Annotated in this window: 24 protein-coding genes; 22 read left to right on the top strand and 2 right to left on the bottom strand. The window is 62.6% G+C overall.

All coding sequences use genetic code 11. The annotated features are described in order from the left end of the window. Window positions 1-12 precede the first annotated feature (12 nt). The 3 genes from J1C56_RS10210 (at window position 13) to J1C56_RS10200 (ending at window position 2,761) form a co-directional block, all read left to right on the top strand. Window positions 13-444, top strand: coding sequence for a phasin family protein (locus J1C56_RS10210; protein WP_214388627.1), 432 nt, complete (start codon window positions 13-15; stop codon window positions 442-444). A 234-nt stretch (window positions 445-678) separates the two neighbouring features. Continuing rightward, on the top strand, window positions 679-2,187 hold the full coding sequence (locus J1C56_RS10205; protein WP_214388625.1) for a helicase HerA domain-containing protein: 1,509 nt from the start codon (window positions 679-681) through the stop codon (window positions 2,185-2,187). Window positions 2,188-2,275: 88 nt separating this feature from the next. Continuing rightward, complete coding sequence (locus J1C56_RS10200; protein ID WP_338001425.1) at window positions 2,276-2,761, top strand: MaoC family dehydratase; 486 nt, start codon at window positions 2,276-2,278, stop codon at window positions 2,759-2,761. 22 nt (window positions 2,762-2,783) lie between these two features. On the opposite strand, the gene J1C56_RS10195 is transcribed toward J1C56_RS10200, so the two are convergent. Then, window positions 2,784-3,473 carry a fumarylacetoacetate hydrolase family protein gene (locus J1C56_RS10195; RefSeq protein WP_214388622.1) on the bottom strand — a complete coding sequence of 230 codons (690 nt, stop codon included), beginning with the start codon at window positions 3,471-3,473 and terminating at the stop codon, window positions 2,784-2,786. Between the two features lie 272 nt (window positions 3,474-3,745). On the opposite strand from J1C56_RS10195, the gene J1C56_RS10190 reads away from it, so the two are divergent. From J1C56_RS10190 to J1C56_RS10140, 11 genes are all read left to right on the top strand, one after another. Continuing rightward, entirely contained in the window at window positions 3,746-4,246 is a 501-nt protein-coding gene (locus J1C56_RS10190) for a (2Fe-2S)-binding protein (RefSeq protein WP_214388620.1), read from the top strand. A gap of 135 nt (window positions 4,247-4,381) precedes the next feature. After that, window positions 4,382-6,733 carry a xanthine dehydrogenase family protein molybdopterin-binding subunit gene (locus J1C56_RS10185; RefSeq protein ID WP_214388619.1) on the top strand — a complete coding sequence of 784 codons (2,352 nt, stop codon included), beginning with the start codon at window positions 4,382-4,384 and terminating at the stop codon, window positions 6,731-6,733. A 112-nt stretch (window positions 6,734-6,845) separates the two neighbouring features. Beyond that, complete coding sequence (locus tag J1C56_RS10180; protein WP_214388617.1) at window positions 6,846-7,643, top strand: FAD binding domain-containing protein; 798 nt, start codon at window positions 6,846-6,848, stop codon at window positions 7,641-7,643. A gap of 73 nt (window positions 7,644-7,716) precedes the next feature. Then, on the top strand, window positions 7,717-8,070 hold the full coding sequence (locus J1C56_RS10175) for a VOC family protein (RefSeq protein WP_214388615.1): 354 nt from the start codon (window positions 7,717-7,719) through the stop codon (window positions 8,068-8,070). Window positions 8,071-8,189: 119 nt separating this feature from the next. Further along, complete coding sequence (locus tag J1C56_RS10170; protein WP_214388613.1) at window positions 8,190-9,332, top strand: alpha-hydroxy acid oxidase; 1,143 nt, start codon at window positions 8,190-8,192, stop codon at window positions 9,330-9,332. 225 nt (window positions 9,333-9,557) lie between these two features. Further along, entirely contained in the window at window positions 9,558-9,815 is a 258-nt protein-coding gene (locus tag J1C56_RS10165; protein ID WP_214388611.1) for a sigma factor, read from the top strand. Then, complete coding sequence (locus tag J1C56_RS10160) at window positions 9,799-10,335, top strand: biliverdin-producing heme oxygenase (protein WP_214390185.1); 537 nt, start codon at window positions 9,799-9,801, stop codon at window positions 10,333-10,335. The genes J1C56_RS10165 and J1C56_RS10160 overlap by 17 nt, the downstream gene beginning before the upstream one ends. 30 nt (window positions 10,336-10,365) lie before the next feature. Continuing rightward, window positions 10,366-10,827: a YbaN family protein gene (locus J1C56_RS10155; RefSeq protein ID WP_214388609.1), complete on the top strand. Its 462-nt coding sequence runs from the start codon at window positions 10,366-10,368 to the stop codon at window positions 10,825-10,827. A 206-nt stretch (window positions 10,828-11,033) separates the two neighbouring features. Beyond that, window positions 11,034-11,954: a dihydrodipicolinate synthase family protein gene (locus J1C56_RS10150; protein WP_214388607.1), complete on the top strand. Its 921-nt coding sequence runs from the start codon at window positions 11,034-11,036 to the stop codon at window positions 11,952-11,954. A 138-nt stretch (window positions 11,955-12,092) separates the two neighbouring features. Continuing rightward, window positions 12,093-12,755, top strand: a complete 663-nt coding sequence (locus J1C56_RS10145; protein WP_214388605.1) for a TetR/AcrR family transcriptional regulator — start codon at window positions 12,093-12,095, stop codon at window positions 12,753-12,755. Between the two features lie 314 nt (window positions 12,756-13,069). Then, window positions 13,070-14,155 carry a DUF930 domain-containing protein gene (locus tag J1C56_RS10140; RefSeq protein ID WP_246591296.1) on the top strand — a complete coding sequence of 362 codons (1,086 nt, stop codon included), beginning with the start codon at window positions 13,070-13,072 and terminating at the stop codon, window positions 14,153-14,155. Window positions 14,156-14,280: 125 nt separating this feature from the next. Here the strand turns inward: J1C56_RS10140 and J1C56_RS10135 are convergent, their stop codons facing one another. After that, window positions 14,281-15,177, bottom strand: a complete 897-nt coding sequence (locus J1C56_RS10135) for a LysR family transcriptional regulator (RefSeq protein ID WP_214388601.1) — start codon at window positions 15,175-15,177, stop codon at window positions 14,281-14,283. A 161-nt stretch (window positions 15,178-15,338) separates the two neighbouring features. On the opposite strand from J1C56_RS10135, the gene J1C56_RS10130 reads away from it, so the two are divergent. The 8 genes from J1C56_RS10130 (at window position 15,339) to J1C56_RS10095 (ending at window position 25,288) form a co-directional block, all read left to right on the top strand. After that, window positions 15,339-16,733, top strand: a complete 1,395-nt coding sequence (locus J1C56_RS10130) for a nucleobase:cation symporter-2 family protein (protein WP_214388599.1) — start codon at window positions 15,339-15,341, stop codon at window positions 16,731-16,733. Between the two features lie 94 nt (window positions 16,734-16,827). Continuing rightward, window positions 16,828-17,691, top strand: coding sequence for an FAD binding domain-containing protein (locus tag J1C56_RS10125; RefSeq protein WP_214388597.1), 864 nt, complete (start codon window positions 16,828-16,830; stop codon window positions 17,689-17,691). Next, on the top strand, window positions 17,688-18,170 hold the full coding sequence (locus J1C56_RS10120; protein ID WP_214388595.1) for a (2Fe-2S)-binding protein: 483 nt from the start codon (window positions 17,688-17,690) through the stop codon (window positions 18,168-18,170). Before J1C56_RS10125 ends, J1C56_RS10120 begins: the two co-directional genes overlap by 4 nt. After that, on the top strand, window positions 18,167-20,473 hold the full coding sequence (locus J1C56_RS10115; protein ID WP_214388593.1) for a xanthine dehydrogenase family protein molybdopterin-binding subunit: 2,307 nt from the start codon (window positions 18,167-18,169) through the stop codon (window positions 20,471-20,473). The genes J1C56_RS10120 and J1C56_RS10115 overlap by 4 nt, the downstream gene beginning before the upstream one ends. After that, window positions 20,470-21,567, top strand: coding sequence for a CobW family GTP-binding protein (locus J1C56_RS10110; protein ID WP_214388591.1), 1,098 nt, complete (start codon window positions 20,470-20,472; stop codon window positions 21,565-21,567). The genes J1C56_RS10115 and J1C56_RS10110 overlap by 4 nt, the downstream gene beginning before the upstream one ends. 401 nt (window positions 21,568-21,968) lie before the next feature. Continuing rightward, window positions 21,969-22,892, top strand: a complete 924-nt coding sequence (locus tag J1C56_RS10105; RefSeq protein ID WP_184771647.1) for an amidohydrolase family protein — start codon at window positions 21,969-21,971, stop codon at window positions 22,890-22,892. A gap of 18 nt (window positions 22,893-22,910) precedes the next feature. Beyond that, entirely contained in the window at window positions 22,911-23,855 is a 945-nt protein-coding gene (locus J1C56_RS10100) for an amidohydrolase family protein (protein ID WP_214388590.1), read from the top strand. Between the two features lie 59 nt (window positions 23,856-23,914). Beyond that, on the top strand, window positions 23,915-25,288 hold the full coding sequence (locus tag J1C56_RS10095; protein ID WP_214388588.1) for a UbiD family decarboxylase: 1,374 nt from the start codon (window positions 23,915-23,917) through the stop codon (window positions 25,286-25,288). Window positions 25,289-25,291: the final 3 nt, after the last annotated feature.

The raw sequence follows: 25,291 nt of genomic DNA, 5'->3' as shown, positions 1-25,291 counted from the left end.
CGGGAGCAAGTCATGGCGAAGAAGCCGGAACCGGAATCCTTTCTGGACATGTTTTCGAAGTTCGGCCGCGATCTGAAGATGCCCGCGGTCGATGTCGACGACATCGTCAGCCATCATCGCAAGAACCTCGAAGCGCTGGAGAAATCGGTCAAGGCGAGCGCCGCGGGGGCCTCTTCGCTTGTGGCTAAGCAGCGCGAAATGATCCAGAGCGCGCTGCACGAAATCACCGAGGCTGCACAAGGCATCCGAGCGCCCGGCAATCCGCAGGAACTGCTCGGCAAGCAGGCCGATTTCGCCAAGCGATCGTTTGAGGCAGCGCTGAGGAATGCCGGGGAAGCGGCTGAAATCGTGCGTAAATCGGGCGCGGAGTCGATTGAGGTCCTGCGCGAGCGCATTCGTGAATCGATGCAGGAGATCCGCGACAGCTACGACAAGAAGAAGTAGCCAATCTCGACCAAATCCTGCTGTTGCGGCAGATGTCAGCTCTCTTGTGGGTTTCGCGAGACGGGCCGCGCATTGCCGGTCTTCGGATGCTAATGAAGGCCGATCACCACTGGAGCGTTGCGCGTCCATCTGGGCGCACAAAGACGCTTTAACACTTTGAATCCGGGTATTGTGCATTCCGCGAATCGACTTGGATTCGCGGGCCGGCGCAGCAGGGTTCAACTGGGGTAGAGGATGAAGGTAGGCATCGAGATGGGAGCGGCGTCCGGCGGGACGAAGGCTCAGCTTGATCTCGAAGAACTTTTGGGGACCCGTTTGCTGGTTCAAGGCAATTCGGGCTCGGGAAAGTCGCATCTGCTGCGCCGTCTGCTCGAACAGAGCGCGCCCTGGGTGCAGCAATGCGTCATCGATCCCGAGGGCGACTTCGTCACGCTCGCCGACAAATTCGGGCACGTCGTCGTCGATGCCCAGCGTACCGAGGCCGAGCTGACCCGCATCGCCGGCCGTATCCGCCAGCATCGCGTTTCGGTCGTGCTCAATCTCGAGGGCCTTGACGTCGAGCAGCAGATGCGCGGCGCCGCGGCCTTCCTGAACGGCATGTTCGATGCCGAGCGCGATTTCTGGTACCCGGTTCTGGTCGTGGTCGACGAGGCGCAATTGTTTGCGCCGGCCATCGCCGGCGAGGTCTCCGACGAGGCGCGGAAAATCTCGCTCGGCGCGATGACCAATTTGATGTGCCGAGGCCGCAAGCGCGGCCTGGCCGGCGTCATCGCCACCCAGCGCCTGGCCAAGCTCGCCAAGAACGTCGCCGCCGAGGCGTCCAACTTCCTGATGGGCCGCACCTTCCTCGACATCGACATGGCGCGCGCCGCTGACCTGCTCGGCATGGAGCGGCGCCAGGCGGAAATGTTCCGCGATCTGGCGCGTGGCAATTTCATTGCATTGGGACCGGCGATGTCGCGCCGACCGTTGCCGGTCGCCATCGGCCCGGTGGAGACGTCGGCGCGCTCGGTCAGCCCCAAGCTGATGCCGTTGCCTGATGCCAATGACGATACGCGCGAGCTGATTTTCGCGCCGGCGCCGCTGGAAACGCGCCAGACGGTCCGGCGCACGGCGCCGCCCGCGCCGACGCCGACGGCCGACATCATCGCCCAGCTTTCCCAGGTGCGCGCCGAGGCTTCGGCGCCGGTCGCCGAGCCGATCTTCCCGCTTTTCGACGAAGCCGAGCGCGAAGCGCTGATCGACACCATCGTGCGCGAGATGGTCGAAGATCCCGACGCGGCGTTCCGCACCGATGCCGTGCTCTACCAGGATTTTCTGGTCCGCTGCCGCATCAAGCGCATGCAGGGCGAGCCGCCGGCGCTGTCGATGTTCCGTCGCCGCTACGCGGTTGCGCGGTCGGGCATCGACGACGAAACCGCATCGAGCGACACCTGGCAGCAGGCGCTCGGCATGTCCGTGGCGCTTCCGGAGGATCTGCAGGCGGTGTTCCTGATCGTTGCCCAAGCGGCGGTGAAGGGGGCGCCTTGCCCCTCCGATGCTGCCATAGCGCATGCCTATGGCAGTCATTCGGCGCGCCGGGCGCGGCGGCTGCTCACCTATTTCGAAGAACAGGGGCTGGTTGTCGTGCGCACCGATTTCCACGGCAAGCGCTCGGTGGCATTCCCCGAGCTTGGTTGCGAAACCGCGCTTGGCGACCCAGAGAGAACGGACGATCTCCCTGAGCGCGAAGCGGCGGAGTAGCTTCTGCGCTGCGCTTGGAGGTTGACAAGCGCGCCTCGTTTATGGTCCCCAACGCAGCACTTGGCACCTGACGTCAGGAGAGGGAAGCGTGCGGAAACCAATCGAGACCTATGAGGAATTGCGCGAAAACATCGGGCAGGAACTCGGCGTTTCGGATTGGGTGCTTATCGATCAGAGCCGTATCGACGCCTTTGCCGATTGCACCGGCGACCGTCAGTGGATCCATGTCGACCCCGAACGGGCGAAGCGGCGCAGCCCCTTTCGCACCACGGTTGCGCATGGCTTCCTGACCTTGTCGCTGATCGGCGCGCTGGTCCAGGAAATCGGCGTGGTGCCCGACAATACGCTTGCTGCCTTCAACTATGGGCTCGACAAGGTGCGTTTCGTCTCGCCGGTGAAGGTCGGTTCACGGGTGCGCATGCGTACCGTGCTGATGTCGATGGACGACAAGGGGCCGGGGCAATATCTGCTCAAGGCGGAAAACACCATCGAGATCGAAGGCGAGGACAAGCCGGCGCTGGTCGCTGAAACGCTGGTAATGCTCTACGAGAAGCGGAAGAAGGTGACGGCCTGAGCCGCCGCCATTTTCCGGTCAGCTAGGCGATCGAAACCTCGATCTCGCCCACGCCGTCGACACCGCCAGTGATGCGGTCTCCGGGCTTCACGGCGCCGACGCCCGCCGGCGTGCCGGTGTAGATCAGGTCGCCGGCCTTCAGTTCCATCGATTGGCTGCAGATGGCGATCACTTCGGGGATCGACCAGATCAGTTCGGAGAGGTCGCCTTGCTGCCTGGTTTCGCCATTGACGGCGAGCCAGACGCGGCCTTTGTCGGGGTGGCCGATGTCGGACACCGGCACCAGCGGCCCGCATGGCGCCGAGCGGTCGAAGCCCTTGCCCCAGTCCCAGGGGCGGCCGAGCTTCTTGGCGGCGTCCTGCAGGTCGCGGCGGGTCAGGTCGATGCCGACGCCATAGCCCCAGACGTGGTCGAGTGCGTCGGCTGCGGCGATGTTCGATCCGCCCTTTGCGATGGCGACCACAAGCTCGATCTCGTGATGCAGGTCGCTGGTCAGCGGCGGGTAGGGGATCGTCACGCCGCTGTCGACGACCGAATCAGCAGGCTTGCCGAAGAAGAACGGCGGCTCGCGATCAGGATCCTTGCCCATCTCGCGGGCATGCGCCGCGTAGTTGCGTCCGACACAGAAGATGCGCCGTACCGGAAACCGTTCGGACGATCCGGAAACGGCGACCGAAGCTGGCTCGGGCGGAGCGATGACGAAGTTGACCAAGCAGTACCTCCCGCAAACGTGATGACGGTTTTTGGCACGATCTGCGCGCGCATTCCACTTGCAATCAACGATCCGGTGGCGGCTGTTGCTCGCTCGCGGCAAGATGACGAGAGTCGAAGCGGTTCCGATCTGGCGTCTTTTCTGCACTGGCCTGCACGCATTGCGTGTCTGGATCCAAAAAGGCGCTTGCAGCCTGCATTTGCACAGATAGGATTTGTTTCACCTGACTGGCGCGGGTCTGCCTAGCCGGTCGCGGCAACATGGGAGGTTTCATGTCGGAGGTATCTTTGGTCGTGAATGGCCGAAAGGTCAGCGGCGCGGTGGAGGACCGCACGCTTCTAGTTCATTTCCTGCGCGAGAATCTGGGCCTGACCGGAACGCATGTCGGTTGCGACACGTCGCAATGCGGCGCCTGCGTCGTCCATGTCGATGGCAAGGCGATGAAGTCCTGCACGATGCTCGCGGTCCAAGCCTCGGGTTCGACCATTACCACCATCGAAGGCCTCGCCAATGGCGCCGACCTGCACCCCGTGCAGGCGGCCTTCAAGGAACACCATGGCCTGCAGTGCGGCTTCTGCACGCCGGGCATGATCATGACCGCGACCGATATGATCCGCAGGCATCCCGAAGGGCTCGACGAAATAGCCGTGCGCGCGGAACTCGAAGGCAACATCTGCCGCTGCACAGGTTACCACAACATCGTCAAGGCGATCCTCGCTGCTTCGAAAACGATGTCGAAGGCGTCCAAGAGCAAGGCGAAGAAGGCGGCATGAGGTAGGGGCGAATAGGGAATAGCGAGTAGCAAGTAGGGACGTGTCCCATCGCTGATCTGCTTTCCCACTCTCCGCTATCCACTACTCACTACTCACTATTCGCTATTCGCTCTTTGAAGTTCGGGAGGAACTCAGATGGGAATCGAAGGCATTGGCGCACGCGTTGCGCGCAAGGAAGACAAGAGATTCATCACCGGTGCCGGCCGCTATGTTGACGACATGGTCGTGCCGGGCATGAAACACGCTGCATTCGTGCGCAGCCCGCACGCGCACGCCGACATCAAGAAGATTGACGTCAAGAAGGCGGAAGCCATGCCGGGTGTCATCGGCGTGCTCACCGGCAGGCAGATCAAGGCCGACGGTATTGGCAACCTGATCTGCGGCTGGATGATCCACTCCAAGGATGGTTCGCCGATGAAGATGGGTGCCTGGTCGCCGCTGGCGGTCGATCGGGTGCGCTATGTCGGTGACGCCGTCGTCGTCGTGGTTGCCGACACCAAGGGCCAGGCGCGCGACGCTGCAGAAGCGGTCGAGATCACCTACAAGGAACGCAAGTCGGTCGCCGACGCGGTCGAGGCCTTGGGCAAGGGCGCGCCGCAGCTTCACCCCGAGGCCGAAGGCAATTTGATCTTCGATTGGGGCATCGGCGATGAAGCTGCGACCGACGCGGCGCTCAAATCCGCCGCTCACGTCACGCGCCTCAACATCGTCAACAACCGGCTGGTTCCGAATGCGATGGAGCCGCGCGCGGCCCTTGGCCACTACGACAAGGCCGAGGATCACTACACCTGCTGGACGACCTCGCAAAACCCGCATGTCGCTCGCCTGGTGATGAGTGCGTTCTACAATGTCGCGCCAGAAAACAAGCTGCGCGTCATCGCACCCGATGTCGGCGGCGGCTTCGGCTCAAAGATCTATATCTATCCCGAGGAAATCGTCTGCCTGTGGGCTTCCAAGCGAACCGGTGTGCCGGTCAAATGGGTGGCCGATCGCACCGAGAGCTTCCTGACCGACGCCCACGGCCGTGACCATCACACCACTGTTGAGATGGGCTTCGACAAGAACAACAAGATCGTCGGGCTGAAGGTCGACACGATCGCCAATCTAGGCGCCTACATGTCGCTGTTTTCCTCGGCGACGCCGACCTATCTCTATGCCACGCTGCTGTCGGGCCAGTACAATATCCCGGCGATCTACGGCAATGTGCGCACGGTCTACACCAACACTGCGCCAGTCGACGCCTATCGCGGCGCCGGGCGACCGGAGGCCACCTTCGTGCTTGAGCGTACGATGGAGATTGCCGCGCGCGAGCTCGGCGTGTCGCCAGCGGAACTGAGGCGGACGAACTTCATCACCTCCTTCCCGCATCAGACCCCTGTCATCATGTGTTACGACGCCGGCGACTACGGCGCCTCGCTCGATGCGGCAATGAAGCAGGCCGATTACGCCGGCTTCGCCAAGCGCAAGGCGGCGGCGGCCAAGAAAGGCAAGCTGCGCGGCATAGGCATGAGCTGCTACATCGAGGCCTGCGGCATTGCGCCGTCGGCGGCGGTGGGTTCGCTCGGTGCCGGCGTTGGCTTGTGGGAGTCCGCCGAGGTGCGGGTCAATGCCGTCGGCACCATCGAGGTGCTGACCGGCTCGCACAGCCACGGCCAGGGTCACGAAACCACCTTCGCCCAGCTCGTCAACTCGCGCTTCGGCGTGCCGCTGGACAGCGTCTCGATCGTCCATGGCGACACCGACAAGGTGCAGATGGGCATGGGCACCTATGGCTCGCGCTCCGGTGCCGTCGGCATGTCGGCGATCGTCAAGGCGCTCGACAAGGTGGAGGCCAAGGCCAAGAAGATCGCCGCCCACCTGCTCGAAGCCGACGAGGGCGACATCGTCATCGAGAACGGTCAACTCAAGGTGGCCGGCACCGACAAGAACGTGCCGTGGTTCCAGATGGCGCTGGCGGCCTACACCGCGCACAACCTGCCGCAAGGCATGGAGCCTGGCCTGAAGGAGACGGCTTTCTATGATCCGTCCAATTTCACCTTCCCGGCCGGCTGCTACATCTGCGAAGTCGAGATCGATCCCGAGACGGGCAAGACAGACATTGTCCAGTTCGTCGCCGCCGACGATTTCGGCAACATCATCAACCCGATGATCGTCGAGGGGCAGGTTCATGGCGGCATTGCGCAAGGTGTCGGCCAGGCGCTGCTCGAAGGTGCAGTTTATGACGCCAGCGGACAGCTTTTGACGGCGAGCTACATGGATTACACCATGCCGCGCGCCGACGATCTGCCGTCATTCCAGATATCGACGTCGAACACGCCGTGCCCGGGCAACCCGCTCGGTATCAAGGGTTGCGGCGAGGCCGGGGCGATCGGTTCACCGCCGGCGGTCATCAACGCCATCACCGACGCGCTCGGCCACGAAAACCTGACCATGCCGGCGACGCCGGGCAAGGTCTGGGCCGCACTGCGCGCCGGCGCGAAACACTGAGAAAAGCGAATAGGGAATAGGGAGTAGCGAATAGGGAAGAAACGAAAGCGAAGGCGCACTGCTCGCTATTCGCTATTCCCTCTCGCTTCTTTCCCCGAAGGGAGAAAGATAAATGTATTCCGTCAACTATCACCGCGCTACCTCGGTCGCGGACGCAGCCAAGAAGATCAAGGCCGGCGACGCCAAGTTCTTGTCGGGCGGCATGACGCTCATTCCCGCCATGAAGACCCGGCTTGCTGCACCGTCTGATCTTGTCGACCTGAGCCACATTGCCGACCTCAAGGGCATCAAGGTCTCGGGCAAGAATGTCACCATCGGTGCGGCGACGACGCATTTCGACGTCGCCAACGACGAGAAACTCAAGAAAGTCTGCCCGGCGCTGTCGCATCTCGCCGGTCACATCGGTGATCCCGCGGTCAGGCATCGCGGCACCATCGGCGGTTCGGTCGCCAACAACGACCCGGCGGCCGACTACCCCTCGGCGCTGCTGGCGCTGGGCGCGACCATCGTCACCAACAAGCGCCAGATCGCGGCTGACAAGTTCTTCAAGGGCTTGTTCGAAACCACGCTCAAGGACGACGAGATCGTCACCGCCGTCACCTTCACCGCGCCCGCCAAGTCAGGCTACGCCAAATTTCCGAACCCGGCGTCGCGTTATGCCATGACCGGCGTGTTCGTGACCAAGGGCAAGGACGGCGTGCGCGCGGCGGTCACCGGGGCCGGCGACGACGGCGTGTTCCGGTCCAAGGAGATAGAGGCTGCACTGACCAAGAAGTTCGAGCCGGCGGCGCTTGACGGTGTTTCGGTGCCGTCGAAGAACCTGATGGGCGACATCCATGCCACGCCCGAATACCGTGCCAATCTCGTGGTCGTCATGGCCAAGCGCGCTGTGGCAGCCGCCAACGCTTGAAAGGGCCACGATCCCAAGAGGGGAAGGGGCCTTTCGGGCCCCTTTTCATGTGGGAAACACAAGAGGAGCCTACATGGCCGTTCGTCGCATCGTGGCCAATCTCCACGCAGCCGACCCCAGGGCAGCACAAGCATTTTACGGCGACCTGCTCGGGCTCGACATTCTGATGGATCATGGCTGGATCCTGACCTTCGGCACCGACGGCTCAATGACGCCGCAGCTTGGCGTTGCCAGCGAGGGTGGGGCGGGTACGCCGGTACCGGTGCTGTCGATCGAGGTCGACAATGTCGATGAGCTATATGACAGGGTGAAGGCCGCGCGCCATGAGATCGTCTACGATCTTGCCGATGAGCCTTGGGGCGTCAGGCGGTTTTTTGTCCGCGATCCGTTCGGCAACATCATCAACATCCTCGAACACGCGACATAGAACGAAAGTCTGCGATTTCCGGATAGACATCTTGCCGGTCGGCCCTTGGCATCGGTCGCGAAGGCGGCTTACATGCCGCCGTCCTGTCGCAACTCATCAGCATCCTGGAGCATAGTGGAATGGCGCGTCCGATTACCTCGATCGCCGATCTTCGAGCCATTGCCAAGCGCCGGGTGCCGCGCATGTTCTACGACTATTGTGATTCCGGCTCCTGGACCGAGAGCACCTATCGCGAGAACGAGAGCGACTTCGTGCCGATCAAGCTGCGCCAGCGCGTCGCCGTCGACCTGCGCAACCGCACCCTTGAAACGACGATGGCCGGCGAGAACGTGTCGATGCCGGTAGCGATCGCTCCGACCGGGCTCACCGGCATGCAGCATGCCGACGGCGAGATACACGGTGCGCGGGCTGCCGAGAAGGCCGGGATACCATTCACGCTGTCGACTATGAGCATCTGCTCGATCGAGGACATCGCCGAAAACACGTCAAAGCCGTTCTGGTTTCAGCTCTATGTGATGCGCGACCGCGAGTTCGTCTCCAATCTCATCCGTCGTGCCAAGGCTGCCAAATGCTCGGCCCTGGTGCTGACGCTCGACCTGCAGATTCTCGGCCAGCGCCACAAGGACATCGTCAACGGCCTGTCGACGCCGCCGCGCATGACGGTCTCCAACATCATCAACCTGGCGACCAAGCCGCGCTGGTGCCTCAACATGCTGCGCACCAACCGGCGCACCTTCCGCAACATCGCCGGCCACGCCAAGGGCGTCACGGACCTGCGCTCGCTGTCGTCATGGACGGCCGAACAGTTCGACCCGGCACTCAGCTGGGACGACGTCAAGTGGATCAAGGACCAGTGGGGCGGCAAGCTGATCCTCAAGGGCATCCTCGATGCCGAGGATGCCGAGAAGGCCGTTGCAAGCGGCGCCGATGCGCTGATCGTCTCCAACCATGGCGGCCGTCAGCTCGACGGCGCGATTTCCTCGATCTCGGCGCTGCCCGGCATTGTCGACGCGGTCGGCGACCGCATCGAGGTGCTGATGGACGGCGGCATCCGTTCCGGCCAGGACGTGCTCAAAGCCGTGGCGCTTGGCGCCAAGGGCGTATTCATCGGCCGCTCGTTCCTCTACGGCCTCGGCGCCGGTGGGGAGGCGGGCGTGACCGCGTGCCTCGACATCATCCGCAAGGAGCTCGACATCACCATGGCCTTCTGCGGCCTGCGCGACATCAAGGACGTCGACAGCCGTATCATCGCCCGGCGCTGAGAATCTGGCGGCACCAGGACCCGTCGACGCACGAGCCGCGGGCTTGAGCGTCGTCGTCAATTCCAATATGGGTCATGGCTGAGTAGCCCGAAGACATCTCGCAAATCTGGAAATTCCAAACCGGCATCCGCTTTCTGGCGATGGCCGGCAGGGTCATTTGAGTGGGCTATTCGGATCTCTACCTTGCTCACCGTGTCGAGCTCGTCGACTACGCGACAGCGATCGTTGGCGATCGCGCGCGGCGAAGACGAAGTGCAGGAGGCGTTCCTGCGTCTCGACGCGGCCACCGCCGGGCGCACATTGGACGAGCCTGTCGGCTATCTCTGCCGCATCATCCGCAACCTTGCGATCGACTGCATACGCCGCCGCTCCGTCGAGGGCAGGCATGTCACCGATGCCAGGGACGTCGAGGGTGTCGCGGAAGACCATGACGACCATCGATATTTGAAAAACCTGTTGAGGCGAGCTGGGCCAAGCGTCTGAAGGCGCGGACCAATCGATCATAGCGGGGCGGCCGTTCGAAGACCGGCAGCGATACGGGCTTTTCCTGACGGTGCAGTACAGCTTCCATCGCGACATCGACGCACTGTATGCGAACCCGGTTCTGGACGGATTGTTGCCCGATCTCGAGGGGCGCCGGCGTCTGGGCCTGATCACGCAAGACGTCGCCGATCTTGGGCTGGAACCGCCCACTTTCGCGTCGGCGCCTGCTTTGGAAAGCGGAGCCGACACTCCGACTGCTCTCGGTTGGCACTACGTTGCGGAAGGCTCGAACCTTGGCGCGGCCTTCCTTTTGAAGGAGGTAGCCAAGCTTGGGCTTTCCGAAACCTTCGGCGCAAGGCATCTTGCGCCAGCGCCGGAAGGGCGCGGTTTGCACTGGCGCACGTTCACTGCCGCACTCGACGCCCTGGAGATGAGCGTTTCCGAGGAGGATCGCGCGATTGCGGGGGCCGAGGCTGCGTTTCGCCGCGTGCACGGACTGGTCAAGGAGGTTTTCGCATGATGGCAGACGGTCAGGGCTTTGTTTGACTGAATGAAGCCGTCGTTGCGCAAAGCCGCCGGCAAGGCGGCATTCAGCGCCAAGCGCGCCGGGCTGGTCGCGCTCGGCGTGCTGATGCTCGCCTTCGGCATCATCGGCGCTTTTTTGCCGGTCATGCCGACGACGATTTTCCTCATTCTGGCGGCGTGGTGTTTCGGCCGTTCGTCGCCACGCATCGAGGCCTGGATGCTCAATCACCCACGCTTCGGCCCGACCTTGCGCGACTGGCGGCAATACGGGGCCGTGCCGCGCAAGGCGAAGATCGTAGCCTGCCTGGGCATGGCATCAGGCTATGGCCTGTTTTTTGCCGGAGCCAGGCCTGAGCCATTGCTGGCTGTCGTGGTTGCCGCATTCGTCGTGGCCGCAGCCATTTATGTCACCACGCGACCCGAACGGCTTGGCACGGCAAGCGCAGCTGATGGCGCGGATGAGGCGCGCGACGGGCAGGCAGAGTAAAGTGTCTGAGTTCTGAGCAACTGGCTGCTGGCACAGTATACATGCAGCTTTGCATCAGAACCTAAACGGCTGGTGATGCGCGAACGCGCGAGGTGCACGCGCCATTGACAATGCGTCCTCAAGATTCAAACATATGTTTGAAACGTACAATTCAAATACGTATTCGCCCATGGCTTGGCTGGGTGTCTTGAACGCTGGAGGGTGTCGTGCATACCAGACCAAATGGTTCGTTCGTGGCGCTGATTACGCCGATGAACTCCGACGGCTCTGTAGATATGGCCGGGTTTCGCAGCCTGCTCGATTTTCACCGGCAAAACCATACGAAGGCGATCCTGATCATGGGGTCGACTGGGGAGGTCTCGATGCTGACGCCGGAAGAGCGGCGCACGATCATCACCGAAACGGCAAAGATGCCGCGCGGCGACATGCTGCTCTATTTCGGCTGCACGGGCTCCAACACCCAAGGCACAATCGACTTGGTGCGCTACGCCAAGAACGAAGGCGGCGACGGCGCCATCATCGCGGCGCCTTCCTATATCTGCGCCGACGATGAATCGATCGTCGAATATGTTCTGGAAGTCTGCGATGCGGTCGACTTCCCAATCGGCTTCTACAACAATCCCCCGCGCGTGAAGACGGACCTGCACTGGACCGACATTCAACGCATCGCAGCCCATCCGAACATGGTCGTGCTCAAGGAATCGACCACCCGCGTCGGCCAGGTGGCGCAGGTCTGCCGCGCCGAACTCGACATCTCCGTCATGTGCTGCTGCTCGCCGAATCTCGGCCTGGTGATCCCGACCATGGCGCTGGGCGGCGATGGTACCGCGAACATGACGGGCAACATCATCCCGCGCGAGATGGCAGTCATCTCCAAGCCATGGGTGTCAGGCGAAGACGCATTCGCCTGCCGCTCGGCCTGGCTGCGCAACTTGCCGATGCTGCATTTCGCCTATGCGGCCGTTAATCCCGTTTCGATGAAGTCGCTCATGGCGGCGGTCGGCCTGCCGGCAGGACCGCTGCGCAAACCACTCCGGGCAGCTGATCCCAAGTTGCTTGAAGACGGCATCCGTATCGTCCGCGAACTTGAACTCGACAGGACCTACGGCTACCGCCTGACGCGCTGATTGGTGGCCACGGCCCCACACTCCGAGAACGAGACTGCCACCCGGCGTCGCGGTTTGTCGGCGCTCCGCTGCTACATATCCTCAGATTTGACGCCGGTGGGAGAAGCGCGCGAACCAGCTTTCGGCTATGAGGGGTGGATGGAGGCAGCAGAAGAAAAAACCGGCCGGCACGACGATCGCGACACGCGCAGCGCATTGCTGCGCGCGGCTACCTTCGTGTTCGCCGACCGCGGGTTCGACGCGGCCACGCTGCGGGAAGTCACCAAGGTGGCTGGGGCAAACATTGCTGCAGTCAACTATCACTTCCGCTCCAAGGACGAATTGCTGCGCCTGACGCTCGAACAATGCCTCGGCCCGCTGAACGCGGCGCGCCTGTGGGCGATGAAGGCATGTGAGAAAGACCCGCAGCCAACCCTGCGCACGGTGCTGCGCGCGATCGTGGGACCGCTTGTCGAGCTCAGCCTCGACGAGCGCGGGGGGCGCGCGGCGATCCGGCTGATGCTGCAAACCAAGGCATTGCCTCGAAGCCTGACCAATGAAATCTTCGCCGAGCAGTTCGACGAACTCCATCGCCTGTCCCGACAAATGCTGAGGCAGGTGACACCGCACCTCAGCGAGGTGCAGATCGCGCTACGCTACGAATACATCCGCGGCGCCATCCTGCACATCCTCGCGGACCTCGACCCGAATGCCCGTCGCATCCCCGGTCTCGAGGATATCCAGGATCACGTCAGCGACAGCGCTCTGATCGATGACATCATCAGCTTCTGTGAGACCGGCTTTTCAAGCCGAAGCGACTGACTGTTGGGTGCGACCATCCGGACTAACGATTGACCGGCGGAATGTCTGCCGACTGATTGCTGCGGCCGAAGGTGGCCGCTGGGGATTCGCCCTCCAGCTGTCGACGCAGAAAGGAGAGATGCACGCGAGGAAGTAGGCGGACCCGAACACGCTGCGCTGGCCCTGGCAATCCGAGATCCAATTCCACTGTTCGGGCCTCCGGCGGCCATTTTGCGCAATACCGACGATCATGCTTGATGCCGCCAATATTTCACTGCACATCGGTCAGCATGGCGGATGAGATAAGAAACCGACGTCGGGATTTGCCGTGGGCCTTGCCCACATCGCTGATCCTGCACGGGTTCTTCGTCGCGGTCTTGGTGGCCTACAGCCAGCCGAGGCTTCCTCAAGAGTTGCAGGAGCAGGCGGTAAACGTCACACTCGCGCCTCCGCCGGAGCAGCCAAAGTCAAAACCTGCGCCTCCGCCGCCCGCAAAGGATCCCGATTCCGAAAAGCCTCTCGAACCGAAGCAACTGCCTGCGTCGGAAAGGCAGCCGCCCAAGCCGGCGCAAATCGAGGTCCTGAAGCCTGTTTTCCGGTTCGGCGACAAGGATGCCGGCTCTGGCAAATCTTTTGAGGGGGGAAGTGTTCAAGACACCTCGCCTTCGCCGGCGAAGGATGACGATTCGAAGCCGCCTTCCAAGGAGCGGCCGGATGCAGCCAACGACGCCGAAAAGCAGGCAGCCGCGGCAAATGATACCCAGTCCGCCCAGGATATGGAGAACGAAGCAGCCGCGAACCAGGACATAGGCAAGCAGGAAAAAGACAAACAAGAGGGCCTGGTGGACGGTGCCGACAAGCAAACAGCCCTGGCACAAACGCCGTTGGGTGGAGCCGGCAGCGACGGTGAGATAGCGCTTCCCGCCTTGGCCAAGGCGCCACAGCCCAGACCCGCGAATACGCCGAAGCCCAGCCTTGCAAAGATCTCGAAGCCCGAAAACGGGAGTACCAGGAGTCCAAACTCCAAGAATGTGGACGTTGCCAAATCGCAACCCTATTCGGGATTGCCGGGTGTTCGAAGGCTCCAATCGCAAGGTGCTACCGGCGATGCGTTGGCCACGACCTCGATGGCTGGCGTGCCTCGTGACAAGCGGGCTGCCAAACTCTGCGCCAGCGCGTTGCAGAAGCAATTGCTGGCCGCTTCTTATTCCCCCGACCTGGTGCCACTTGTTTCGCTAAAGCGGGGCAATGTCCTCGACGTCCCGGAGGCTGCTTTCCGCACGCGAACAGCGTGGCACGCTCTGAGCTTCCGATGCGAGGTCGACACCGACGCGACGACAATCCTGTCGTTATCCTTCCGCGTCGGAGCTACGATTCCGCGCGAGCAATGGGGGCGTCTAGGGCTTCCTGCAAACGACTAGAGGTTTGCCGAAAAGTGGATCCCGATCTTGGCTATGAGGCTAGCCACCGATAGACGCTTGGGCACAATCCAGCCCGGCTATAAGAGACGGCCGTGGACGCAACGTCAGATGGCGCTAGTCGCGGGTCAATGAACCGACTTCAGCAGAAAATCGCGGAAGCACCGTGCGGCAGGCGAAAGGGAACGGGTCCGTTTCTGGATCAGGCTGACCTCGCGCTTGATGTGCGGCTCGGTCGGGGTACGAACGACGAGGCCCATGGAGGTTGCAAGGCGCGTGACGGCCGAGGTCATGATCGCGACGCCGAGGCCGCCTTCAACCATGCCGATGATGGTCAGCGGCAGCGCCACTTCTTGCATCGACTTGTCGAGCGGCAGAACGATGCCGTTGCGCGCCAGTTCGTTTTCCAGCCGGTCGCGGATCGGGTTGCCGCGCTGCGGGCCGATCAACTTGCAGTCGGCAAGGTCGGTCCAGCGCAGTTCGGGACGTTTCACCAGCGGGTCATCGGCATGGAGCACCACCAAGAACTCATCGGTGGAGAGCCGCGTACCGACGAGTTCCGAATCGTCTTCCGGCACCGTGCCTAGTCCAAGGTCCACCAAACCGTTGGCGACCTGCTCCAGCACGGTTTTCTCCGCGACATCGTGCAGCTCGACCGTGATCTCGCGGTAGAGCTTGGTGAAGGCGTTGACGAGCTGCGGCAGCATCAGGGCAGCCTGAACCGTGCCGGCGGCTATCGTGACTTTGCCGCGCCGCAGCGCATTCAGTTCCCGCGAGCCCTCCACCATGCCCTCGATATCGGCAACGGCGCGGGCTGCGACCGGCAGGATGTCCATGCCCGCCTGGGTAAGGCGCAGCAGGCGGGTGTGCCGGTCGAAGAGACGAAGATTGAGATTTTGCTCGAGCTGCCGCACCAGCGTGCTGACGGCCGATTGCGACGAGCCGAGCTTGTCGGCGGCCAGCGTGAACTGCCCGAGATTGGCCACGGTGACGAAGGCGCGAAGCTGTTTCAGCGTGATGTCCATGCCGATCCATTCATTCAGTTACTAGATGAATAAATATGATTGTGCCGATTGTTTGCTGAGTTGGCCAGCCGCATGATCCCTCTTGTACGGCGTGCGGTGACAAAACATGAGGCCAAGATGCCCCCACCGCGCCGGAACACTATTCGCTGGGAGGATAGCGAATGTCCAATCTTGATACGACGGATCCCGTCGAGAAGAAGTATCCGATCCCGAGCCTTTTCGCTCTAGGCCTGCAGCACGTTCTCGTCATGTATGCCGGCGCTGTCGCCGTGCCGCTCATCGTCGGGAGCGCGCTGCATTTGCCCAAGGATCAGATCGCGATGCTGGTCAGCGCGGATCTGTTTTGTTGCGGCATCGTCACCATCATCCAGGCGCTTGGCTTCGGCCGCCACGTCGGCATCCGGCTGCCGATCATGATGGGCATCTCGTTCACCGCCGTTCCCTCGATCATCGCGACGGGCACCAATCCGGACCTAGGCATGCCTGGCGTCATTGGCGCGGTCATCGGCTCTGGTGTCTTCACTGTCATCGCCGCGCCCTTTTTCGGGCGCTGGGTGCGGTTCTTCCCGCCTGTTGTCACCGGCACGGTCATGCTGGTCATCGGCCTTTCGTTGATGCGCGTCGGCGTGAACTGGGCCGCCGGCGGCCAGCCGATGATCCGGGGGCCGGAAGGCATGATCCCGAATCCCGCTTTTGGCGCACCCTTCGCGCTTGCCGTCGCGGCCATCGTGCTGCTGTCGATCCTGCTGCTCACACGGGTTCTCAAGGGCTTCTTGTCCAACCTTGCGGTACTGATAGGCATCGGCGTCGGCTTTGCCATCGCGATCGCATCCGGCAAGGTTGATTTCCATGGCGTTGCGGACGCCGGCTGGGTGCGCATCATCCACCCGCTCGCCTTCGGCTGGCCGGTCTTCGAGTTCTGGTCGATCCTGTCTCTCTGTGCGGTGATGACCGTCATGATGATCGAATCGACCGGGCAATTCCTGGCGGTCGGCGACATGGCCGGGCGCAAGATCAGCCAGGCCGAACTTACCCGCGGCCTGAGGACCGACGGCGTGGGCAACATCATTGGCGGCCTGCTCAACACCTTCACCTACACCACCTATGCGCAGAATGTCGGCCTGCTCCAGATCACCGGCGTCTTGAGTCGCTTCGTGGTCGCGGCGGGCGGCGTCATCCTGATCCTGCTCGGTTCGCTGCCGAAGGTGGCCTTCATCAGCGCGTCGATCCCGAGCTACGTCGTCGGCGGTGCCGCCATCGTCATGTTCGGCATGGTCTCGGCGACGGGTGTGAAGATCCTGGCGAAGGTGGATTTCGTCGCCAACCGTCGCAATCTCTACATCGTTGCGGTCAGCGTCGGCCTCGCCATGGTGCCGGTCGTCGCCGACAACATCTTCGCCCAGCTTCCGGCCGCAGTCGAAAAGTTCCTGCACAGTGGCGTGCTCGTCGGCACGTTTGCGGCAGCACTCCTCAACATCCTCTTCAACGGCGTGCCCGCGAAAGAGCGTGAGGACAGCGAGCTGCAGAACCATACGCCGGCTGCTGACCTCGCCTGAACAGCACAAACATGAGTCCGGCGGCCTTCGCGCCGCCGGAGCCCCGAGCCGCGCAGCCCAAGAGGCCAAGCGGCCAGAATCCAAGAGGAATGCCATGAGGCGCTTTGAATACCATCGGGCGGACACGCTGGAGCAGGCCTCCCGCCTTCTCGTCGATCTCGGTGACGACACCTTTCTGTTCAACGGTGGTACGGACCTTCTGGTCGAAATCCGAGAACGGCTGCGCCGGGTGCGCAACGTCGTCGACATCAAGCAGATCCGGGGCCTGTCCGACATCACCTATGACGAAACACGCGGCCTGACGTTCGGCGCGCTAGTGACCGTTGGACGACTGGAAAACCTGCCGCTGGTGCGCCAGCGCTACCCGAACCTGCGCGCGGCCTTCGCCTCGCTCGGCTCCATCCAGGTGCGCAACCGTGCGACAGTGGTGGGCAATGTCTGTCGTGCCTCGCCGTCGGCCGATACGATCCCACCGCTGATTGCCGATGGCGCGTTCATCCACATCTACAGCCGCACCAACATGCGTGTCGTGCCGCTTGCCGAATTCTTCACCGGCCCCGGCAAGACGGTGCTGGCCAAGGGCGAGATCGTCACCGGCATCACCGTGCCGCCCGCCGGTGACAACGCCGGCAAGGCCTATCTCAAGCACGGCCGCCGCAAGGCGATGGAACTCTCCACCGTCGGCGTCGCTGTCAGCCTCACCATGGAAGATGGCCTCTGCAACGACATCCGCATCGCGCTCGGCGCGGTCGGAGCAACCGTGCTGCGCGCGCCAGAAGCCGAAGCCATGCTGCGCGGCACTTCGCTCGACGCGGCAATTGTCAAAAACGCCGCCGACAAGGCGATGGAAGAGTGCACGCCGATCAGCAACGTGCGCGCCAGTGCCGAATACCGCCGCGACATGGTCGGCGTGCTCACGGGCCGCGCCATCAAACAGGCATTGGAGGCTTTCGCATGAAACGCATCGTCGAACTCACCATCAATGGCGAGCCGCGCGACATGACGGTGGACAGCTGCCGCTCGCTGCTCGATGCGCTGCGCGACGATGTCGGCCTCACCGGCACCAAGAAGGGCTGCGATGTCGGCGATTGCGGTGCCTGCACGGTCATCGTCGATGGCGAGCCGGTCAATGCCTGTCTGATGCTTGCGGTGGAGGCCGAAGGCCGCACGGTCGAGACGATCGAGGGGCTACAGCCTGGCGTCGATACGCTGCATCCGTTGCAGGATGCCTTCATGCGCCACGGCGCCTCGCAATGCGGCTTCTGCACGCCGGGCATCCTGATGATGGCCAAGAAGCTGCTCGACGACAATCCGCGCCCGAGCGACGAGGACATCCGCTTCGGCCTTAGCGGCAATATCTGCCGCTGCACCGGCTACACCAAGATTTTCGACGCGATCAAAGCCGCCGCGATCGAGATGGAGGCTGCAAGATCATGAACGTGACGACCCCTATTGAACAGCGCGATTTCAAGATCGTCGGCAAGAGCGTTCGCCGCGACGACGTGCTGGAAAAGGTGACGGGCGAGGCCGAATATACCGGCGACGTCAAGCTGCCCGGCATGCTGCACGGCAAGATCAAGCGCGCGGCAATCGCGCATGCCCGCATCAAGAGCATCGATGTCAGCAAGGCGCTCGCCTATCCTGGCGTCAAGGCGGTGCTGACGCATGAGAACGTGCCGCGCGTGCTGCACTACGGTTCGCCGCATCCGCGCTCGGCCTCCTGCACCAAGGACCAGTATATCCTCGACGACAGGGTACGGTTCTGGGGCGAGGGCGTCGCCGCCGTCGCCGCCATCAGCGAGGAGATCGCCGATGAGGCGCTTGACCTGATCGAGGTCGAATACGAGCCCCTGCCGGCCGTTTTTGAGCCGGAAGATGCCGCCCAGCCGGGTGCGCCGCTGATCCATGAGGTCGGGCCGGGCGGCAACCTGGTGCTCGATCCGGTGCGCGTCAATCGTGGCGACGTGGACGCTGCATTTGCCCAGGCGGATTTCGTGCTCGAAGGCACCTTCTCCGGGGGGCGGCCGCATCCGGCCTATATGGAGCCGAATGTCTGTATCGCGGACTGGGACGGCTCCAACAAGCTGACCTTTTGGACCTCTACCCAGACCTCTTTCATGGTGCGCGGCATCCTTGCCGAAGTGCTCGGCCTGCCGCTGACCAAGGTCCGCGTGCTCGTCGACCATATGGGCGGGGGCTTTGGGGCCAAGCAGGATCTGTTCCAGCACGAATTCCTCTGCGCGCTGCTTGCGAAAGAAACGCGCCGGCCGGTGAAGATGGAGTTCACCCGCCACGAGACCTTCGTCGCCGGCCGCTCGCGCCACCCGTGCAAGATCTGGCTGAAGCAGGGTTTCAAAAACGACGGCACGCTCGTCGCGCGTGACATGAAGCTGGTCTACGATTCTGGCGCCTATGGCTCGCATGGTCCGGGCGTCACCATCGTCGGCACGACGGCTGCCACCTCGCTCTATCGCTGCGAGAACGTGCGACTGGAAGGGCGCTGCGTCTACACCAACACGCCGATCAACGGCGCTTTCCGCGGCTATGGGGTGGTGCAGAGCTATTATGCGCTCGACATCCAGATGGACGAGGCGGCCGAGCGGATTGGCATGGACCCGGCGGAGCTGAAGCTGAAGAACGTAGTACGCGCCGGCGATATCGCCCCATCGGGCCATCCCATTCTCGGCCACGGCCTGGAAATCTGCCTCCAGCACGGCATGGATGTGCTCGATTGGAAGTCACTGCGCAATCGCGACCGTACGCCGGACCCCAAGCGCCCCCACATCCGTACCGGCTGGGGCATCGGCTGCGAAATGCACGGTTCTTCCGCCTATCCCGGCATCAAGGAACAGGGCAACGCCACGGTGAAGGTCAACGAGGATGGCACGGTGACGCTGCTCACGGGTGCCGCCGGCCTCGGCACCGGCGCGCATACCGCGCTGGCGCAGATCGTTGCCGAAGAACTCGGCGTGCGCTTCGAGGATGTCGGCACGATCCATGGCGATACGGACGTGGTGCCTTGGGACATCGGCGCCTTTGCCAGCCACACGACCTATCTTGTCGGCACGGCCGCCAAGATGGCCGCCACCAAGGTACGGGCGTCCGTTCTCGAACGGGCTGCGATGAAGCTGCAGGTCAAGCCTGGGGAGATCGACCTTTCCGAAGGCAATATCTTCGTCAAGGCCGAGCCGGGCCGCTTCATGACGGTCGCGGAAGCCATGGGGCCGTCCCGCGGCATTCCCGCCGCCAACATCGTCGCGAACGGCACCTACGAGCCGACGAAGTCCTATTCCTTCGCCGCGCATTTCGCTGAGGTGCATGTCGATACGGAAACCGGCATCGTCGAGGTCAAGCGCGTCATACCGGTGCACGATGTCGGCCGGGTCATCCACCCGATCGCGGCGCAGGGCCAGATCGAGGGCGGCATCCAGCAAGGCATCGGCCACACGCTGACCGAAGACTACATCATCGACAAGAAGACCGGGCGGTCGCTCAACGCCGGCCTCGTCGATTACAAGATGCCGCTCTCCATGGACATGCCGGACATCGAGACGATCATCCTCGAAGCAGCACCCGATCCGGGCGGTCCCTGGGGCGCCAAGGGTGTTGGCGAAGACCCGATCATTGCCATCGGCCCAGCCATCGCCAATGCCATCCACGACGCCATTGGCGTTCGGTTCCACCACTATCCGATCACTCCGGAAGACATCCTGAAGGCCTTGAGGGAGAAGGGCGCATGAACACGCATATCGAACCTGCGAGCCAGAAGCTCCCGATAACGATCCTTACCGGGTTCCTGGGATCGGGAAAGACGACGCTGCTCAACTACATCCTCACCGAACGCCACGGCCACCGCATCGCGGTGATCGAGAACGAGTTTGGCGAAGTCGACGTCGACAGCGACCTGGTGCTCGCCTCCGACGAAGAAATCTTCCAGATGCAGAACGGCTGCATCTGCTGCTTCGTCGACGTGCGCAACGACCTCATCGACGTGATGAAGAAGCTGTTGAGCCACAAGGACAAGTTCGACCACATCATCGTCGAGACTTCGGGGTTGGCGGACCCAACCCCCGTCGCCACAGCCTTCTTCGTCGACCGCAGCGTTGCCGACGAGGTCGAACTGGATGCCATCGTGACCCTGGTGGATGCCATGCATATCGATCAGCACCTCTACGATCCGGTGCTTGACGGCAGCGACAACCAGGCGGTCAACCAGATCGTCGCGGCCGACCGCATCATCGTCAACAAGATTGACCTTGCCGGCGAAGAGGCGCTCGGCTCGCTGGAGGCGTCGCTGCGCAAGCTCAACCAGACAGCACCCATTCTGCGTTGCAGTTACGGTGTGGTCGATCTTTCCAACATCCTCGGCGTCAATGGCTTCCGTCCGTCCTACGTGCGCGAGCGGGCGGAAATACTCGACATCGACATGGACGATGACCACGACGCGCATGGCCACGACGAATGCCACGATGCGGCCTGCGACCATCCGGATCATGATCACGGCCACGCATCGGTCCTGCGCCCGCACAGCCACGACGCGACGGTGAAGTCCCACTCCTTCGTCTACCCGCACTCCTTCGACGGCGAGAAGCTCGCCACCTTCCTGAAGGATTATCTAGGCGAGCGCGGCGACGACATCTTCCGCACCAAGGGCATTGTTTCGGTGGCCAATGACGAGCGCTTCTTCGTGCTCCAGGCGGTGCACAAGCTGGTCGATTTCCGCCCGGACCACAGCTGGGGCGAGGACACGCGGAAGTCGAAGTTCGTCTTCATCGGCCGCAATCTCGACCGTGACGGCATAGACAGGAACTTGCGCGCATGCCTGGCCGCTTAGCGGTGCTTCTCTCGTCCTAGTACGCCTGTTCAAGTCCTCTGCCTAAGACGTTCGCGCCATATCCAGCGCGGGCGATTGGCTGCTATTCTCGGTAAAAACACTTTAAAAAGAATAGCTTAGATGGATTTGCCCGTTGACAAAGAGTCGGCCTCATGGTTTCTTCAAAGGCGAGTAGAAGCGCCGACAATTGCTCACCGTCTGTTGGACGATGAGGCCGCGATGTCGATGCTCACTGCGAAAGGAACACCTGTCGGTTGCAGCCGCGCTGCGGCATCCGCACCGACTATCCTTCCCTGTCATCGGCATTTCCTGAGATCGCGCAGCCATGCCGGCTTTTCGCCGGGATGGCGTTCGTCGCGCGGCCCCGCATCGACCGGACCCTCTACGACAGGAGAACAAGGATGATCATTGATCTAAGCTGCTACCCCACCGATCTGGTGGACCTGGCTTGGCGCCACGACGGACCACCGTTCACCGGCGACAAGCTTTTGAAGATGATGGACGGCCCGTACTATGTGAACGGCAAGCCGCGCCGCATCGACAAGGCCTTCATCCAGCCGCCGCAGGGCAACACCATCTACACCCACGAAGTCATGGACCTGGAAGGCAAGGCCGCCATCCGCCAGTACATGGCCTATACGGAAAAGATGGTGACCGAGCACCCCGACCGCTTCCTCGGATGCTTCGTCTACAACCCGCGCTACGGCACGCAGAACGGCGCCGAAGAGATCGAACGCTACGCCAAGGAGTTCGATTTCAAGATGGTGCAGCTGCAGGCGAACATGCACGCCTACCGTCCCGACCGCGCGCTCGACTGGCTGCGTCCGGCCATGAAGAAATGCGCCGAGCTCGGCCTGATGGTGAAGGTGCATACCGGCGACGGTCCGTACTCGATCCCGACCGAGTTCTACCCGATCATCCGCGAGTTCCCGGAAGTGAACTTCATCCTCGCGCATTTCGGCGTGCAGACCGGCGGCGTCTACGTGTTCGAGCCGATGCAGATGGCCTTGGATACACCGAGTGTCTACGTCGAATCCGGCTGGTGCCTGCAGTCGCGCATCGTCGAATTCGCCAAGGTCCTGCCCAAGCACAAGATCCTGTTCGGCTCAGATACGCCGCCAAACGAGCCGGGCATGTGGATCAATCTCCTGGAAGTCCTCTGCCACGAGCCGCCCCAGGGCCTCAACCTCGATGAGGATACGCTGGAGGATTACCTCGGCAACAACACCGCCCGCATGATCGGCCTCGAGCCAACCAAGGCGCCGGCGAGCGTCGAGGAAGCCGAAGCGTATCTGCGCCAGCACGGCGTCGCGCTCGCCGCGTAAAATTGAACGGAGTGAATCATGATCATCGATACCCATCTTCACCCGACCAACCTCGTCGACGAGGCATGGCGCCATACCGGAACGCCTTTCACCGGCGAGCGCATGCTGAAGCTGATGGACGGCCCCTACATGATCAACGGCAAGCCGCGCCGGATCGACATGGGCTTCATCCAGCCGCCGCCGGGTAATACCGGCTACCGCGACGGCAACCGCAAGGGCCGCGACGGCATTCGCGACTACATGGCCTATTGCGCCGAGCTGTGCCAGACATACCCGGACCGCTTCATCGGCAACTTCAACTACAACCCGCGCTGGGGCCCTGAAAACGGCGCGGCGGAGCTGGAATTCCACGTCAAGGAATACGGCTTCAAGATGCTGAAGCTGCACGCCAACATGCACGGCTATCGTCCCGACCGTGCGCTCGACTGGCTGCGTCCGGCAATGAAGAAGTGCGCCGAACTCGGCGTGGTCGTGCTCATCCACACCGGCGACGGCCCATACACGATCCCGACGATGTTCTACCCGATCATCCGCGAGTTCCCGATGGTCAACTTCATCATCGGCCATTTCGGCATCCAGACGGGCGGCAACTACTCGTTCGAATCCTTCTGGATGGCGATGGATACGCCGAACGTCTACTGCGAATCCGGCTGGTGCTTCCAGTCGCGCATCGTGGAGTTCGCCCAGCAGCTGCCGAAGAACAAGATCGTCTTCGGCACGGACAGCCCGCCGAACGATCCGGGCATGTGGCTACGCGAACTGGAAGTGCTCTGCAAGGACCCGCCGCACGGCATCAACCTCTCCGAGGACGATCTGGAAGGCTATCTCGGCAACAACATCGCCAAGCTCGTCGGCATCGACCCGTCGCCGCCGCCGCGCGACGTGAAGGACGCCCAGGCACGCCTCAAGGATTCCTACGCTGGCATCGACCGCGCCACCGGCAAGCATCTGGAGTTCGCGTGATTGATTAGGGCGGCGCCCTCCGGGGCGCCGCTCTCCACCCGCAGCATCGAGGCCGAGACATGACCCAGCATCACAAGCAAGACGTCCGCCGTTTCCTCGCCGACTATCGGGACCAGCATCCCGAGGACGTCATCACCATCGACGGGCCGGTCTCGGACGATCAGGACGCAACCGCGCTGATCTGGAATCTTGCAGACAAGGGCCAGCATCCGATGCTGCATCTCAAGCATGTCAACGGCATCGAAAGTGAGGTCGTCTGCAACATCTTTGCCTCGCGTGACCGCATCGCCCGTCTGCTCGGCTCGACCGCCGACAAGCTGCATGAGGCCTACCAGGCCCGCTCCAACCGGCCGTTCGCGCCGGAGGTCATGGATAGCGGTCCGATCACGGAAGAGATCATCTCCGGCGATGACGTCGATCTCCACAATTTGCCGATGCTGAAGCACTTCGACACCGACCGCGCCAAATACATCACATCAGGCATCATCATCGGCGAGCACCCTGAAACCGGCGCCGGCAATCTCAGCTATCACCGCGCAATGATCCATTCGAAGAATTCGCTCGCGACCTCGCTGCATTCGCGCGGCCATCTCTGGCGCCTGATGAACATGGCAAAGGAGAAGGGCGAGCCGATGCCGGTCGCCATGGTGATCGGCGGCCATCCGCTGTTCATGATCGCCGCCTCCGCCCGTCTTGCCTTCGGCGAGGACGAGCGCGATGTCGCCGGCGGCCTTATGGGTGAGCCGCTGCAGGTTGTGCGCTCGCCGAAATATGGCATTCGCGTTCCCGCCCATGCCGAGATCGTGCTGGAAGGCGTGCTGGACCCCGAGGCCCATGTGGAGGAGGGGCCGTTCGGCGAGTTCACCGGCTATTCATCCGACCGCTCGACCAACAACCTCTTCTCCGTCGAAACCATCATGCGCCGGCGTGATCCGATCCTCGTTTCCGTCGCCGGAGGCAATTCGGCCGAGCATCTCAATCTCGGCCGCGTACCGCGCGAGGCAGAGGTGGTGGAAAAGCTGAAGGCGCGTTTTCCTTCCATTACCGCCGTGCACTACCCGTCGTCCGGCACTCATTTCCACGCCTATATCGCGATGAACCAGTCGCGCGAGGGCGAGGCGCGGCAGGTCATGCTGGGCCTGCTTGGCTGGGACCAGTACCTGAAGAATGTCGTGGTGGTGGACGCTGACGTTGATATCACCAAGGACAGTGAAGTCCTCTGGGCGCTCGCCACCCATTTCCAGCCGCACAAGGATGTCGTCATCATCGAGGGCCTGCCGGGCAATGCGCTCGACCCTTCGGCGAGCGGCATTGGCACGACCTCGCGCATGGGCCTCGACGCGACACGCGGCCCGAACTTCCATGGCGTTCGTGCCCGCATCAGCGACGAGGCCTCGGCCCGCGCCGCCGCACTCCTCAAATCGGTGGGATAGGTC

Source organism: Aminobacter anthyllidis, from assembly GCF_018555685.1.
GTDB classification, from domain to species: Bacteria; Pseudomonadota; Alphaproteobacteria; order Rhizobiales; family Rhizobiaceae; genus Aminobacter; species Aminobacter anthyllidis.
The sequence above is the reverse complement of the archived record's forward strand: the minus strand, read 5'-3'. Positions and strand labels throughout refer to the sequence as shown.